At 38.6% G+C, this 17,064-nt stretch carries 10 protein-coding genes; 5 read left to right on the plus strand and 5 right to left on the minus strand.

Annotated features, from left to right (window positions below):
• The 5 genes from QNH29_RS11235 to QNH29_RS11255 are packed head-to-tail and all read right to left on the minus strand — an operon-like array spanning position 1 to position 5,870.
• A complete protein-coding gene (locus tag QNH29_RS11235) occupies positions 1 to 1,329 on the minus strand; it encodes a replicative DNA helicase (protein WP_283864852.1) in 1,329 nt (442 codons plus the stop codon).
• Entirely contained in the window at positions 1,244 to 1,588 is a 345-nt protein-coding gene (locus QNH29_RS11240; RefSeq protein WP_283864853.1) for a replicative helicase loader/inhibitor, read from the minus strand. Before QNH29_RS11240 ends, QNH29_RS11235 begins: the two co-directional genes overlap by 86 nt.
• Positions 1,588 to 2,544: a hypothetical protein gene (locus QNH29_RS11245; protein ID WP_283864854.1), complete on the minus strand. Its 957-nt coding sequence runs from the start codon at positions 2,542 to 2,544 to the stop codon at positions 1,588 to 1,590. The genes QNH29_RS11240 and QNH29_RS11245 overlap by 1 nt, the downstream gene beginning before the upstream one ends.
• Before the next feature lie 34 nt (positions 2,545 to 2,578).
• On the minus strand, positions 2,579 to 4,123 hold the full coding sequence (locus QNH29_RS11250) for a response regulator transcription factor (protein ID WP_283864855.1): 1,545 nt from the start codon (positions 4,121 to 4,123) through the stop codon (positions 2,579 to 2,581).
• Positions 4,098 to 5,870, minus strand: coding sequence for a cache domain-containing sensor histidine kinase (locus tag QNH29_RS11255; protein ID WP_283864856.1), 1,773 nt, complete (start codon positions 5,868 to 5,870; stop codon positions 4,098 to 4,100). The genes QNH29_RS11250 and QNH29_RS11255 overlap by 26 nt, the downstream gene beginning before the upstream one ends.
• Before the next feature lie 373 nt (positions 5,871 to 6,243).
• Between QNH29_RS11255 and QNH29_RS11260 the strand changes: the two genes are divergently transcribed.
• From QNH29_RS11260 to QNH29_RS11280, 5 genes are all read left to right on the plus strand, one after another.
• Entirely contained in the window at positions 6,244 to 7,260 is a 1,017-nt protein-coding gene (locus QNH29_RS11260) for an ABC transporter substrate-binding protein (RefSeq protein WP_283864857.1), read from the plus strand.
• 121 nt (positions 7,261 to 7,381) lie between these two features.
• Positions 7,382 to 8,872: a sugar ABC transporter ATP-binding protein gene (locus tag QNH29_RS11265; RefSeq protein WP_283865604.1), complete on the plus strand. Its 1,491-nt coding sequence runs from the start codon at positions 7,382 to 7,384 to the stop codon at positions 8,870 to 8,872.
• A 1-nt stretch (position 8,873) separates the two neighbouring features.
• Positions 8,874 to 9,917, plus strand: a complete 1,044-nt coding sequence (locus QNH29_RS11270) for an ABC transporter permease (RefSeq protein ID WP_283864858.1) — start codon at positions 8,874 to 8,876, stop codon at positions 9,915 to 9,917.
• On the plus strand, positions 9,914 to 10,912 hold the full coding sequence (gene yjfF, locus QNH29_RS11275) for a galactofuranose ABC transporter, permease protein YjfF (RefSeq protein ID WP_283864859.1): 999 nt from the start codon (positions 9,914 to 9,916) through the stop codon (positions 10,910 to 10,912). The genes QNH29_RS11270 and yjfF overlap by 4 nt, the downstream gene beginning before the upstream one ends.
• 24 nt (positions 10,913 to 10,936) lie before the next feature.
• Positions 10,937 to 17,029: an immunoglobulin-like domain-containing protein gene (locus tag QNH29_RS11280; RefSeq protein ID WP_283864860.1), complete on the plus strand. Its 6,093-nt coding sequence runs from the start codon at positions 10,937 to 10,939 to the stop codon at positions 17,027 to 17,029.
• Positions 17,030 to 17,064 lie beyond the last annotated feature (35 nt).

Consider the following 17,064-nt stretch of genomic DNA (forward strand, 5'->3'; position numbering starts at 1 on the left):
CTATACCGGAAAATCCCGATAACGGCTATAGTTTTTCTCAAATAAAAGTTTAATAACACCCACCGGTCCATTTCGATGCTTTGCGATATTCAAGTTAATTATTTCAGCTGAATCCGACCTTACTGGTTCCACATCTTCCCGGCTTAGCAGCATGATTACATCTGCATCCTGTTCGATACTTCCGGAATCTCGCAAATCTGACATCACTGGACGTTTGTCAGCTCGCTGCTCGACACCTCTTGATAACTGAGACAATAGGATAATCGGTACTTCGTATTGCCTGGCAATCAGCTTTAGCTCACGTGTTATATTTCCAACCGCTAAATCCTGACGCTCAAAACTCTTTGTTTGGGTGATTAACTGTAAATAATCAATCACTATCAAGTGATTACTATTTGGATGCTCCCGCTTTGTCTTTTGAATGGAAGCACGAATGTCCGCAATCGTTTGACGCGGTTGGTCGTGTATGTGAATATTCCATTGATCTATCGTTCCAAGCTCATGAACACCTCGATTATGGTCATCACTGCTGAAATAATGATAAGGATCTTTCCATTTGGAGCCGTCTACATAGGAAATATCACTCAGCATTCGTTTAAGCAGTTGTATAGCAGGCATTTCTAATGAAAAGAAATCTACCACTCCGCCATTTTTACAGCAATTTTTTGCTAGATTATGAGCAAGGGCGGTTTTCCCAACGGATGGCCTTGCAGCAACAATGATGAGATCCCCATTTTGAAGCCCATTTAACATACCATTAACGAGGGAAAACCCAGTGTCTATTCCAGATATATTACCTTTATCTTCGACCATCTCTAAATAAACCTCGGTTAAGATATCACGTTTTGATTTGCCATTTACCTTACCTACATCCTGCATGTCAGTATAAAGTTTATAAAAATCCTCAGCTGCATCGATTGTTTTCTCGTTTAAGATGCGGAAGGCAGCCTTCTGAAACATTCGAAGTTTATAATCATTTAAAATAATAGTTTGATAGTGTTCATAATTGGCAGGGGATGGGCAGCACCCTGCAATATCTATCATATAACTATAACCTATATCTTCAATGGCGGTCCCCAGTTTTTCCGCTACCAGTACAACATCAATCGGCTTATTCTCTTTTTGCAGCTCCCGGAACGCTTGAAACAGGAGTTGATTTCGCTTTTGTGAAAAATGGCATGCCTCTAAGGTGATTTCATGTATAAGCTCAGGTGCAAGAAACACAGCTCCTAAAAGAATACCTTCAGCTTGAAACAGATTTTCGTGGTGAATATTCGGCGAGCCAGGCAGGTAGTGGTCCTCGTTTGTTAGATTTAGAGTGTGATTCAATTCTTTCACATCCTTTCTTAATCCATTCTTGTAATATTATTGGGAAATCATTGTCATCAAAAGAAAATACAGCTATATCCGCAATAGTTGGCGGGAAGGGACTTCTTCTAATATGTTTTTTGACCTTCGCTTTCACTTTTTCATAATCCATTTCGGAGCAAAATTCAAACCATTGCTGTATCGTTTCGTCCTTAAAGATACAGTTGGAATAGATGGATTCAATTAATACTAAAAGTTCCATTACTTCTTTCTTGGTCATTATGCTTCCTCCTCTAACGAAATTTTCCCTTCAAGAATCAATCGTTCAATCCGATCAGACATTGATTCTTTCTTAGATTTATTTTGCTGGTTGGGATTCTTCTCAGTTTCTAGTTTTGTCCCAATTACTTTCTCACAATACGAGACACTGCTAATATTTCCGTTTGGATTCTTCAGAAGGTATTCATCAAAAATTTCCACTAACAAAGATTCTAACTGCTCCGTTTTTACCGGAAGGCTGCAGATTCTCTCCACTGCCAATTTATCTTTTTGGCTTAATAAGTTTCCTTGATTTCGTAAATCGATAAATTTTCTAGAGAGTCTTTCTCGCTTCACAATGTCATCATCAGTGGCTCCTGGTGAAGGGTGATTGTAATTTTCTTGAATGTGATGATGTTTATTATTTTTATTTTTTAAATTCTTATATTCTTTCTTTCTATTATTTTGTTCCAGTTCCGTTTTATTATCGTTCTGCGGCCGTTCCACTTCCGTTTCGCGAAACGGAGGGCAAAAAAAATCAGCTGGTCCATCTAAACACTTAAAATCATCGGTATTTACCACTGTAAATAGTGTTCCCAACGGGGTTTCTTCAGCCAGCAGCAGTCCTTTTTTTACAAGTTTGTCAACAGCCCGTTTTACCGTACTTTTCGCAAGCGCCTTCTTGGATCTTCCTTCTATGTACATCAAATCTTGACTTAACTGGGAATAAGCCCTTATATATTGTCCTTTTTTTATCTTTATCCCGTTCAAAACGATTCCATCAGCGTAAGCTGCCTTCATCAAGATCCAAACATATAGCCGGAAAGCCGTTACGTTAAACCATAATTCATCATTCGTAAATTGTTTCGTCAATTTTACCCAGCCAGACATTTCACCATCTCCTAAAAAGTTTTTCTCACCCTTTATATATTGAAAAAATACAAAAAAGGACATGGTCATAAAAAATATTTTTTTCATAAAATAAAAAGCTGCTCATATTTTAGAGCAGCTTTTACCCACGTAACTTAAATTGTCTCGTTGTCATCCCCGTTAACTTTTTAAATAAATTACAAAAATAATGTGAATCGTTATATCCAACTTTTTGGGCGATTTCATAGGTTTTTTCGTTCGTTGATTTGAGCAGCCTTTTAGCATGTTCCATTCGTATATTGGTGATATATTCCACTAATGTCTGCCCGGTTTCCTGACTAAACATATGGCTGAAGTAAGAAGGGCTGACATTAACCCTGTTTGCGATACTCTGTAGGGATAACTGTGTGTCATGAAACTGACTTTGAATATATTCCATCGCTATTTGAATGACAGGATTATAGGGGAATTTTGACTGAGCTGCTGATTTGAAAACCGTTAGCAGCATCTCAGTTATGTAGCGATCGACCTCTGAATATTCCCTAATCCAGCCGGCTCTCATCTCTATGTTATTAATTCCTTGTAAAAGTTCGGCGTTTTCCATCCCCATTTCTTTAATATATTGCTTAATGCTAATCGTAAAATCAAGTAAAGAATAATAGATAAAAAAAGGTGCGCTATTATTTGCTTCTTGTAAAAATAGTGTATATCTTTTTGAAAAATCAGTGATTGAATCAACATCCCCGTTTTTTAGAAATTCCAGTAATTCATTACGATTCGAGAGGAATACCTCATGATTGGCTGAAACTTTCTTGTCATTGTCAACCTGTTTGTGCTTATGGATTATTTTATGATAGTTCTTTTCTTCTTCTGCATCCAAAAACGAAACAGCAATTCCTTGCATACGAGATTGTACTTTTCCAAATCCAAAAATTAAGGGGCTTTCAATATTTTGTTCCCGAATGGTGAGGCACTTTTCCCTTAATACTCTAGCTTCATGTTCGAGCCTGCTTTTGGAATCACCTTTCATAATGAAAACCATTTCCTTTGGGTTCAGTTTAAAATGGAGACAGGAATATTGGTCTGTTATCCAATTCATAGAGTCAATGTCAATGGCCTCTTTTGCTTCAATGATAAGAATATAATAATAACTTGAAACCAGGTCGATTCCTAGATGGGTGGCTTTATTAATCGCTTCGGAAGGTGAGTAAATACCTTGGCATAAATCGTGTAAGAAAGTTTCTTGGGTGATGGATTTGCTTTGTGAGGCAAGGTGTTGGAGTTCAGTTAGTTGGTTTTGTGCCAACAACTCCTCGTCAATTTGATGTGATACTTTATGTAAGATTTTCAGTAATTCAATAGCACTAATGGGCTTTAAGCAATATTCTGTAATTTGAACTCTCAACGCTTCACGAGCATATTCAAATTCATCATGACCACTTAAGATAATAATTTTAACGGCTGGCATTTTTTCACGAAGGATTCTACTAAATTCTAATCCGTCCATAAAAGGCATTTTGATATCTGTGATGACAATATCAGGCTGATATTTTTCGACTAAGGGGAGGGCGATTTCTCCATCGGAGGCATCGCCGCAGTAGACAAACCCTTCGTTTTTCCAATTGATACTATTCTTTATCCCTTCACGGACCTGTACTTCATCATCCAATAGAAAGATTTTTTTCATCACAATCTACCTCCGCTGGAATGGTTAAACAAATAATGGCACCTTCTTGATAGTGACTATTGATGGTTAATCCGAACGGTCTTCCGTAATAAAGCTCAATACGTTGTTGAACATTGTACATGCCAAAGCCGCCGCTCTCTCTTTTAGGAGGAACTCCTAGAGACAACTGCTGCCTGATCTCTGCCAAACGATCTTCTTTAATACCAATACCATTATCAATAATCTGAATACAGATATTCCCGTTCCAGTCAAAATCTCCTTTTATAATAATTAATCCTTTGCCGCGTTTGTTTTTAATTCCATGATAAATAGCATTTTCAACAAGAGGCTGTAGCGTTAATTTTAAGACCTTATAGTGAAGAATTTCTTCATTTATATGAAAAGAAACATCTAAAATATCACGATACCTAATTTTTTGGATAATGAGATAGTTTCGAATATGCTCCATTTCCTCGCGAATCGTAATCCAATCTTTACCTCCACTTAGCGTAATCCTGAAAAAGTATGAGAGAGCGTTTGTCATCTCAATGACCTCAGTACTTTTTTTCGCTTCAGCCATCCAAATGATATTGTCTAAGGTGTTGTAGAGAAAATGGGGGTTAATCTGGCTCTGCAACGCACGAAATTCCGCTTTTGTCAGCTGCTTTTGTTCTTCTACACTTTTCTGAAGCAATGATTTAATTTTGGCAATCATGCTATTAAAACTATTTCCAAGATCCGCAATTTCATCAGCACTTTCATTTACTACCTTTACATCTAAATTTCCGAGAGAGGCCAAACTCATTTTCTGTTTTAAAAGACGTATAGGTCTGATGAGTTTATTGGAAATGAAAAAATAAAGGGTAATGGTAAAAATAATACTGCATGCCACCGTAAGAATAATTAATCTTCTAATTTCATTTGCATCTCTCATGATCTCGTCAGTGTGAGCCTGGCCAATGACTTTCCAGCCAGTTGTTTCTACCGTGTCAAAAACGGTTACTACCGTCTCAGATGCATTTGTTACGACTCCTGAATCTTTTTTTCTTATGGAATTCCAGTCTGAAATAAAAAACCGTCCCGCATCACCTTTAGATGAGAAAAAAACAGATTCACCAAACCCTGTTTCAATATGGAAGGAACCCGTATCACCTAATGAATCCTTTTTAAGGATATCTTTTATGGCTGATGCATCCACAATGATATTAATAAATCCAATGACATCGTCGGTGACTTCTGAAATAACGGAACTTGTGATCGAAATGACAGGCAGACCATTATGGACGGTTGGCTGAATGAGTGTTTCTTCCTTTTGATTGAGTAACATCTTATAGTCTGGATTTTTACTAGGGATTTTTTCTAATTGATGTACTCCATATCTTTCACTAATGACCTTACCTTCAAGGTTGAAAATACTGATCGATCGAATATATTTACTAGATTGATAAATTTCCCTATAGAAAGAAAACATATTTAAGATGGTTTTTGCTTCTTCTTGGGTGTTATCCTGATTAATTAAAAACTGAATCGTGCTTTCCTGTTTACCAATTTCAGTGAATCGTTTGACGTCTTGGAAGATTACGTCTATTTCCTGGCTTACTTCGTTGGCTTGCACCTTGGCAAAGGAATTAGCATTCTCTGAAATAATATGTATTGACTTAACATAAGAAATGACTCCTACTAAAATCAGTGGAATAACCGTTAAAAGGACAAACATGATTAGTAGTTTGGTTCGCAAGCTAGAAACAATCCATTTTGTTAGTTTCATAGATAAATCCCTTTTAATAGAAATTTTTTATGATTATACCACTAATGTAAACGGTTACCAGTGAACAAAGACATAGGAACTTTTGCCTAAGATGTAAACCAATAGGTTCAAATCCTTATTCATTCTAGCAAAATAGGACTTATGAGCCAATCCGTCACACTGAAATTAACAAAAAAAATACACTTTTCTGAAAATATTATACTTTCCCTTATGACGAAGAAGATAAATAGCGAAATTATTTCTAACTTTTTCGTAAACTATTCTATTCATCCTCAGTTGAAAGCGTTTTATAATCAATTCAAGCTAATGATAGATCAACAAATAAATCTGGTTATTAGCCATTCAAGTATGGGATAGAAGGGGGATTTTACGAATGAACAAACAAGTTAAATCAAAAATTATGCTGCTCATCATGATCTCATTTGTATTATTTTTAGCTGCATGTTCGTCTGGGAGTACTGGCGGTGAGGCAAGTAGTAATGGGAACAAGGGCGGTGGAAATTCCGGTGAGAAATTGGTGATTGGGTTTTCACAAGTAGGAGCGGAAAGCGAGTGGAGAACAGCAAATACGGAGTCAGTCAAGAAAGCAATTACGGACGCAGGTCATGAATTAAAGTTTTCTGATGCGCAGCAAAAACAAGAAAACCAAATTAAAGCCATTCGTTCGTTTATTGCACAAAAGGTTGATGCCATCGTATTTTCACCAGTTGTGGAAACAGGATTTGAGACCGTTTTAAAGGAAGCAAAAACAGCAGGAATTCCAGTATTCTTAGCTGACCGTGCTGTAGACATTGAAGATGACTCTTTATGGGTAACATTCTTAGGATCTGACTTTGTGGAAGAAGGCAGAAAGGCAGCTAATTGGTTAATAGAAGAAATGGAAGATGTGGATGGAGAAGTAAATATTGTTGAACTTCAAGGTACCGTTGGATCTGCGCCAGCAATTGACCGGAAAGAAGGCTTTGAAGAGGTAATGGCTGATCATCCAAACTTTAAGATTATCAAGTCTCAATCAGGTGACTTTACACGCGCTAAAGGAAAAGAAGTGATGGAAGCTTTCTTAAAATCAGATGGTGATAACATTGACGTTCTATACTCCCACAACGATGACATGGCAATCGGTGCCATTCAGGCAATAGAGGAATACGGCCTAAAGCCAGGTGAGGACATCAAAATTATTGGTGTAGATGCGGTAAAAGGTGCGTTCGAAGCAATGGCAGCAGGAAAAATGAATGTGACAGTCGAGTGTAATCCATTATTTGGACCTCAATTGGTTGATTTAATTGAAGCACATATTTCTGGAGAAAAGTTAGAAAAACGTATCTCTGTAGAAGAAAGCATTTATACAATGGATCAAGCTGAGGAACTGCTTCCAACTCGTAAATATTAGTTTGCACAACCGGAGCCACTAAACGTCCATTTCACAATGTGTCAGTTAGTGGCTTCATAAATGATTAAACAAACAGAGTGAGGAGGTAAAGGTTTTGAGTAAACAAAAGGCAAGACTTGAAATGAAAGGAATTACGAAAACCTTCCCGGGAGTAAGGGCATTATCGAATGTAAGTTTGCGGTTATTCCCTGGCGAAGTTCATGCTTTAATGGGTGAAAATGGTGCAGGCAAATCTACACTTATCAAAGTCCTTACAGGTGTTTATATAGCTGATGAGGGTACGATCACGTTAGATGGAATCCCTATTCATGTAACAACCCCGCTTGAGGCGCAAGAATTAGGTATAAGCACGGTTTATCAAGAAGTAAACCTATGCCCAAACCTATCCGTTGTCGAAAATATTTTTATTGGCCGTGAAATCATGAAAAGAGGCCGAATTGATTGGAAAGAAATGAATCGAAGGGCAGAGGAATTACTACGTAATCTTAATCTAAAACTTGATGTCACAAAAACACTCTCTTCCTATTCTGTTGCGATTCAACAAATGGTAGCGATTGTACGTGCATTAAATGTTTCGGCAAAAGTCCTGATTCTTGATGAACCGACTTCAAGTCTGGATATGAATGAAGTGAAACAGCTGTTTTCTGTTATCAGGCAACTTAAACAGCAAGGATTATCAATTGTTTTCATCAGCCATTTCCTTGATCAAATATATGAAATTACCGATCGTCTTACCGTTCTTCGTAATGGTGAATGGATAGGCGAGTATAGAACACAAGATCTTTCAAGGCTTGAATTAGTCTCAAAAATGATTGGAAAAGAATTATCGGATATCAGTTCATTATCAGAAGCCACCAGAAACAAAGTAGATGTAGAAGGGGAGCTCCTTTTAGAAGCGGTTCAGTTATCTAAAAAAGGTCATATTGAACCGTTCGATCTTCAGTTGAGAAAAGGTGAAATGATGGGTCTTGCAGGCTTACTCGGCTCAGGTAGATCGGAATTGGCGAGATTATTGTTTGGTGCAGATAAGGCAGATACGGGGGAAATAAAAATCAAAGGGAAAACAGTTCAGCTAAATTCCCCAAGACAGGCGATTTCCAATAAAATTGCATTTTCCTCTGAAAATAGAAAAACAGAAGGGATTATTGCCGATCTATCCATCCGTGAAAATATGATTCTAGCAATTCAAGGAATCAAGGGATGGTTTAACTATATTCCCAGAAAGAAACAAGAAGAAATCGTGGATGAGTATATAAAATTGTTAAATATTAATCCTCCAAACCCCGAGCAATTAATTAAGAACTTAAGTGGAGGAAACCAACAGAAAGTGCTTCTGGCTAGATGGCTGATTACCAATCCCGACTTACTCATTCTGGATGAACCAACACGCGGCATTGATATCGGAGCAAAAGCTGAAATTCAAAAATTAATGGTTTCTTTAAGTGAGAAGGGGATGTCAATTTTATTTATTTCATCCGAATTGGAAGAAGTACTGCGGACGTGTAGAAGGATTTCTGTATTAAGAGACCATAAAAAGGTTTCTGAGATTGATAATCAACACCAGATCTCACAACAAGATATTATGAAAGAAATCGCGGGGGGAGTGAGATGATATGATCAAATCGAGATTATTTTGGCCGGTACTTATTCTACTCATTATTCTAGCTATTAATCTACTATTTGACCCAGGTTTTTTTCAAATAGAAGTAAAGAACGGTCATCTTACAGGAAGTCTCATTGATATCCTCAATCGCGGAGCACCGCTTATTCTTATTTCACTAGGGATGACGCTGGTCATTGCCACAAAAGGAATTGACCTTGGAGTAGGGTCTGTCATTGCCATGTCAGGTGCGATTGCGGCTATGACGGTAGGATCAAGTGCCTCGAATGATAGTTTGGTTCCATTGTTCACAGGTATTGCTTTTGCCATTGGTTTATCGATGGCTGCAGGTCTTTGGAACGGTCTATTAGTATCGCGATTTGGGATTCAACCGATTGTGGCGACATTGGTGTTAATGGTAGCAGGGCGTGGTATTGCTCAATTAATAACAAATGGACAAATCACTACGATTTATTATAAACCTTATTCATTTATCGGCGGAGGCTATTTGTTCGGGATCCCGTTCTCGGTGTATATCGTGGCAGCAGTGTTTTGCTTTACCCTGTTCATGACAAAAAGGACGGCCATCGGTTTATTTATTCAATCTGTCGGGACCAACCCCGAGGCCAGCCGATTATCAGGGATCAATTCAAAAAACATAATGTTATTAGTCTATTTCTTTTCTGGCTTTTGTGCCGGTGTTGGCGGTTTAATATTAAGTTCCAACGTTGCGAGTGCGGATGGAAATAATGCGGGATTATGGTATGAGTTGGATGCCATCCTTGCGGTTGTTATTGGAGGAACATCCTTATTGGGCGGCAGATTTTACTTAATGGGTACCGTGATTGGTGCGTTGATTATTCAAAGTTTGACTACGACTATTTATTCTATTGGTATTCCTCCTGAAACAAACCTTTTAGTAAAAGCCATTGTTGTGCTCATCGTATGTTTGCTGCAATCACCAGCCTTTAGGGAAAAAGTATTGGGGAAATCGAAGAGAAAGTCTTATAACAACATTTCACAAGAAAATAATGAACAAGGAGTGAATCTATCATGATCTCTCTAAAGATGAATAAAAAGTTTTACCCATTGATAGTCACTCTGAGCTTATTTCTATTCATGTACTTGTACGGTTCTTTCACTTATACGGGTTTTGCATCCCCGCAAGTGTTTCTCAACTTGTTTATTGATAATGCGTTTTTAATTATTGTGGCGGTTGGAATGACATTTGTCATCCTTTCGGGTGGAATTGATTTGTCTGTGGGTTCTGTCATTGCCTTAACGAGTATGGTAACAGCAAGCTTACTTCAATCTGGTAATCTATCAGCATGGATTGTCATCCCGATTGCGTTATGTATCGGACCCATCCTTGGTTTTATCATGGGCTGTCTCATCCATTTTTACAACTTACAACCATTTATCGTGACCCTAGCAGGAATGTTTTTAGCACGGGGATTGAGTTTTGTTATCAGTGTAGAGACGATTTCGATTAATGAAGCGTTTTTTCAATTCGCTGCAAATACGAAGATTTTTATCGGTGAATATTTTGTTTCCATAAGTGTATTAATTGCTTTACTGGTGGTTGTAGCATCCATTTTTATCGCTCATTATACAAAATTTGGCCGTAATGTTTATGCCATTGGCGGGAATGAGCAGTCTGCGATGTTAATGGGACTTCCTGTCGGGAAGACGAAAATCCTCATTTATACACTCAGTGGATTTTGTTCTTCTCTAGCAGGAGTCGTATTTACTTTTTATATGCTTTCCGGTTATGGCCTCCATGCTAATGGATTAGAACTCGATGCCATCGCTGCAGTTGTCATTGGGGGAACCCTCTTAACGGGCGGAGCAGGGTACGTTGCGGGAAGCGTGGTCGGTGTCTTGATATTAGGCGTGATTCAGACACTCATCGTTTTCGAAGGGACACTAAGTTCTTGGTGGACGAAAATTGCCATCGGTGTATTACTCCTAGTATTCATTTTGTTCCAGCGTATAAGTGCGCTTAAAGGAGTAGGGAAAAGCAGACCATATCTCAAACATAACTTGTTATAAAAATTTATTACCAGGGAGACTAAAATGAAAAAGATGAAAAAATTATCAATCTTTTTAATTGTTTTGATGGTGTTTAATACATTTTCAAGTGTGCTTCCCCAAAAAACATTTGCAGAGGAACCACCCTCACTAGCAGATGACTTGATTCTTCATTATGATATGAAGACAACCAAACAAGATGGGGAACAAATCATTGTTGAAAATGTTTCGGGCGATGGATTTGACGGTATTTTTAAAAATCCAAGCAATGGTAAACTCGTAAAAAACGATGAGGTCGGATTTATAAGCTTTAATGGCAGCGGATCGACTTCAAACAGCGGATATATCGAAATACCAAAAGGTGCTGATGGTTCCGATTTATTAAGCGGAAAAGAAGATGTAACCGTTTCCACTCTGATGAATTGGGAAAATGATGGAGCAAACCGCTGGGTATTTGGGTTAGGGACCGTCTCCGATGACGCTCAATTTGGAAACAAGTATTTTTTTGTTACACCAAGACATGGATCTGGTAATGTGGCAGCAACCGGGATTTCAAAGGCAGGATGGAGCAGTGAATCGTTGCATAAAGGATCGGCGGCTATGAACGCTAGAACCTGGGAAATTGCTACTGTTGTGTTCTCCGGAGCTACTGATACAATCACTCTCTACGTGAATGGCAAAAAGGTAGTTTCAGGACCAGCAAAGGGAATAAAGCTATCAGAGATCATCGATCCAGCTGCAGCATACTCTGGATTTATTGGAAAATCAATCTTTAAAAATGATCCTTTCTTTAAAGGAAGTATTGGCGATTTTCGTGTTTATGGAAAGGCTTTGACAGAACAAGAAGTTGGGAATGTGTATAACGTAACGGCACAAAAAATCCAACAAATTAATCAATTATTAATCATGGAAGCACAAGATTCTCTTACGATTGCAGACTATTTAGGTAAAAAAAATACTAGTGTCGATACGATAACAGAGAATTTATCCCTACCAACAGCAGGAAAAAACGGAGTAGAGATAGCATGGACTTCAAGTAACCCAGAAGTTATTGCAAATGACGGTACTGTAACCCGTCCGGCAGTTGATTCTAAAGATGCAATAGTGGAACTTACTGCTAATCTAGCATATGAAGGACTAACCTCTAGTAAAACATTTAAGGTAACAGTATTAAAGCAATATACAGATCAGCAGAAAGTAGATTTAGATGCTGCTAGTCTATCGATCCATAATTCAGATAAGGTAAAAGGGAATATCACTCTCCCTATTTCAGGTGAAGAAGGTTCAACAATTAGCTGGGAAAGCTCACACCCAGAAATCATTAAGGGATCGGTTGAAGCGGGAGACGTTGTCTCAAAACTTGGCCAGGTTACACGTCCGAATGCAGATACAAACGTTACGTTAAAAGCAACAGTTTCAAAAGGTGAAGCCTCGAAAACTGTTACCTTCGAATTAATTGTAATCAAAAAGCCGGAAAAGAAAGAATACGACGCATACTTCTTCTCCTATTTTACCGGTGAGTATGAAGGCGGAGAAGAAATTTCATTTGCGACTGCGGAAGATCCATTAAAGTGGAGAGCGTTAAATAATGGAGAATCGATTATCCAGTCAACAATGGGTGAAAAGGGATTACGTGATCCATTCATCATTCGTTCACCAGAAGGCGATAAATTCTATATGCTGGCAACTGACTTGAAAATGGGGGAAAGTACGAACTTTGATCAAGCCCAAATTACAGGAAGTCACAGCATGATGATTTGGGAATCAGATGATCTTGTAAATTGGAGCGAACAAAGAATGGTAGAGGTGGCGCCGAAAACAGGGGGAAACACCTGGGCCCCGGAAGCATTTTATAATGAAAAAACGGGAGAATACGTGGTATTCTGGGCGTCATCGATGAAGGATGCAGAAACATACGGCAGTTATCCAAACGGCAGACCATCCGGTCAATACAACGTCATGTATTATGCGACCACAAGAGACTTCTATACATTCTCTGAACCTAAAGTGTTTATTGATGAAAGTTTCCCAACGATCGATACAAGCTTTGTGGAGAATGAAGGAACACTTTATCGTTTGACGAAATCTGAAGTGAATTACAAAGTCTATTACGAAAAAACAAATGATATTTTCTATGATAAAGATGGAATTACTGAAAATGGCTACCAGTACGACCTGATTGCCGGTACAAAAGATGGAAATCGAGGGCTAATTGGTCTGAACGGAAATAACGAGGGGCAGCTGGTTTTCAAAGATATCCATGAAGATAAATGGTGGATGTTTTTAGATTCTTGGCCATATCATGTTCGGTGGTCAACGAATTTAGAAGATGGAAGTCAGTTTGTTAATAATGTTCTTCCTTCATCTGAATATGCTTTGCCTCCGGGACCTCGTCACGGAACGGTAATTCCGATTACACGTGAAGAATATAACGCGCTGCAAGAAAAATATGGCAAGCCAGGTCCTGAAAAATCAGAAAAACCGGTCGTTCACTATACATTTGATCCGGAAGATATGGAGGGAACTACGGTTAAAGATGTATCCAACAATGGTTTCAATGCAAAATTAGTCGGTGGTGCTGTCGTAGATACTAAAGAGGCAATTGGAAATTCTACTGGTTCCGTTGCTCTTGATGGATCAACAGGTTATGTTGAATTACCAAAAAATTTAATTAAAGAATTAAACCTAGAAAGTATGACGATGTCAACATGGGTAAATGTAAAGGGGAATCAAGCAAATCAGCGGATTTTTGATTTCTCTTCTGACACAGGAAGAATTGTAAATCGAAATACGATGTATTTAAGCACTCAAGGGGATTCAGGAAACTTGGAATTCGCGATTGTTACACCATTTACTGAAAAGTTTGGCAATCAAAATTCTCTTTTAGGCAGCAACTACAAATATGCGGTAAGAGCACCAATGATGGCGGATAAGTCATGGCAGCATGTAGCGGTTACAATTGAAGAATATGATGCTGTTGTCTATGTAAATGGTAAAGAGGTAGCCAGAAGTTCAACCTATAATGTTGAGCCAAGGATGCTTTTAGAAACGACCATGAACTATTTAGGTAAGTCTAGCAACAATTCACATAGTTTATTTAATGGTAAGTTTGATGAGTTTAAAATTTATAACCGTGCTTTATCTGCAGAAGAAATTGCGAACCTTGCCGATGAAGAAGTTCCTGCTCCTCCGGTTGAAGAGCCAAAAGGAGCTGAATTAATTCTCGATTACGATATGAAAAATATCGAGGGAACTACTGTAATAGACAATACAGGAAAGTTTAATGGAACACTTGTGAATCCACAAAACGCTCAAGTATTAAATGGTGAAAATGTAGGTTCCGTCAGCTTCCAAGGCGGATCGGTCAGCTCTTATATTGAAATGCCTAAGGGTGTACTAGACGGATTGGAAAGTGTAACGGTTTCTTCATTAGTAAATTGGGACGGCAATCGTGAGGCAGAATGGATATTTGCATTAGGGCAGGATAGCAATAAATATCTCTTCGCCACCCCAAGCCGCAATTCCGGAGACCGCTCCGCTCGAGTTGGACTAGGAATTACTAGCTGGCAGAATGAAGCAGGAGCCAATGCGACAACAGGTAAATTAGAAGCAGATAAATGGAGATTAGTAACCGCGGTTATGTCTGGGGAAAAGAAAAAAATCACCTTGTATATAGATGGAGTTGAAGTAGGCTCTGGTCCAACAAATGGCTATACATTAGCTCAAATTAACAATCTAAATGGCAGAAGCGGTTATATTGCCAGATCATTCTATTCCGGGGATCCATATTTCGGCGGGATGGTTGCTGATTTTGAGGTTTATAACGGAGCTTTATCTCCAGAAGAGATTTTAACATTAAAGGATAAAGCAGCAGAAAAATTGGAGGCCATGGACGGATTAATTCTTGAGAATGCAGCCGGGCAATTAGATTATGCTGATTTTCTCAATAAAAACACAAACAAGGATGAAATCTTGACTGATTTAAAGTTCCCTGAAGTGGGCACAAATGGAACCACGATTACGTGGGCATCGCAAAATAACGAGGTCATTACCAATAATGGTGAGGTAAAGAGACCGACCTTTGAAGAAGGAAACAAACAGGTTGTGATTATTGCTACGATCTCGGACGGCAAAAATACCATTACGAAGGAATTTACGGTAACGGTATTAAGTAAGTTGAAAGATTCTGTTGCAGTCAGAAAAGATGCGGAAGCATTAACCGTTTATAATATTAACGACGTTCGAGGAAATTTAACCTTGCCGAAAAAAGGGGAAAATGGTTCTATCATAACCTGGAAGTCAGCTGACTCTTCGATTATTACACCAAGTGGAGAAGTAACTCGTCCAAAACATGGGAATGGTGATGTGACGGTTAAGTTGACAGCTTCAATTCGACTCAATCATGAAGTTATTACAAAGGCATTTTTGGCCAATGTGAAAGAAATGCCTCAAAAACAAGACTATGAAGGTTATGTTTTCAGTTATTTTACAGGTGAAGGCCAGGCAAATGGTGAGCAGATTTACTTTGCTCTTAGCGAAGGAAATGATCCGCTGCATTGGAAAGAATTAAACAATGCACAGCCATCGATTACATCTGAACTCGGTGAAAAGGGCCTACGTGATCCGTTTATTATTCGCTCACCAGAAGGGGATAAGTTTTACCTTATTGCCACAGATTTAAAAATCTATGGAAATGGCAATTGGGACAGAGCACAAAGAGCAGGAAGCAAATCGATTATGGTATGGGAATCAACCGATTTGGTTAACTGGTCAGACCAAAGAATGGTAGAAGTTTCTCCTGAATCAGCTGGAAATACGTGGGCGCCTGAAGTTATGTATGACGATACAACAGGGGAGTATATTGTATTCTGGGCATCTAAACTGTACGATAACGAAGAACATAGCGGTTCAAGCCATCAGCGCATGATGTACGCGAAGACGAGAGATTTCTATACGTTTACAGAACCGGAAGTATATATTGATTACGGTTATTCGATTATTGATACAACTATGATTGAACATGAGGGAAAAGTCTATCGTTTTACAAAGGATGAAAGAGGTAATTCAGCCTCCACACCAAATGGTAAGTTTATTTTCCAAGAGGTTGGTGATTCTGTTTTAGATCCAAACTTCACTCTAATTAAAGAAGGAATTGGAAAAGGAGTCATTGGTCAAGGAGAAGGAGCCACTGTATTTAAATCAAACACGGAAGAAAAATGGTATATGTTTATCGATGAATTCGGCGGCAGAGGGTATGTACCGTTTGAAACCACTGATTTACAATCAGGTGAATGGAAGCTGTCTGAAAACTATGATTTACCTGGACGTCCGCGTCACGGTACAGTCTTACCGGTTACAAAAGCAGAATATAATGCATTACTTGCTAATGCACCTGCTGTTAAAGTACCAGACTCTGAACAAAAGGTTTCAGGGATTAGTATCGACAAAGAAAAATTGGATGTCGTAGAAGGAAATTCTGAACAAATCAAAGCAACCGTTACACCTGAGCAAGCAGTTAACAAAGGTGTTGTTTGGTCCAGCAGTAATGAAGCCGTTGCGGAAGTCGATGAAAATGGTGTGATGACAGCCAAGAAAGAAGGTAAAGTATTGATTACGGCTGCAACCGTGGAAGGTGGTTTTATAGCTGTCAGTGAGGTAACCGTTATCGATGATTCCACTCCGCCAGTGATTACCATAACTGGAAATTTGGAAACCTATTCTGTTGATTCTATGGTGGAAATTACTTGCAGCGCGGCAGATGAGTTATCCGGTATTGCTTCTGCAAAATGTCCAAATGTGGAAGGACCAGCCTACAACTTTAAAATAGGTGTTAATACATTCACTGCGTCAGCTATAGATAAAGCTGGGAACACGGTGGAAGTGGAGTTTCAATTTACTGTCACCTTAGATTTGGATAGTTTAAGCAGATTGACAGAATCATTTGTGACGAATGAAGGAATCTCCAATGGACTAACGAGCAAGCTTCAAGCAGCAAAAGAATCTTCTGTCAAAGGCAATGAAGAAGCTATGGCTGGTCAGCTAACATCCTATGAAAATCAATTAATAGCACAAAGAGGTAAGTCTATAACTGAACAAAATGCGGATATCTTACTTTCTTTCGTTCAACATCTTAAATAATAAAGTAGATTCCTTAGAACCTTAGCCCTTGACTC

Origin of the sequence: Neobacillus sp. DY30 (genome assembly GCF_030123065.1) — a bacterium.
GTDB lineage: Bacteria > Bacillota > Bacilli > Bacillales > Cytobacillaceae > Neobacillus.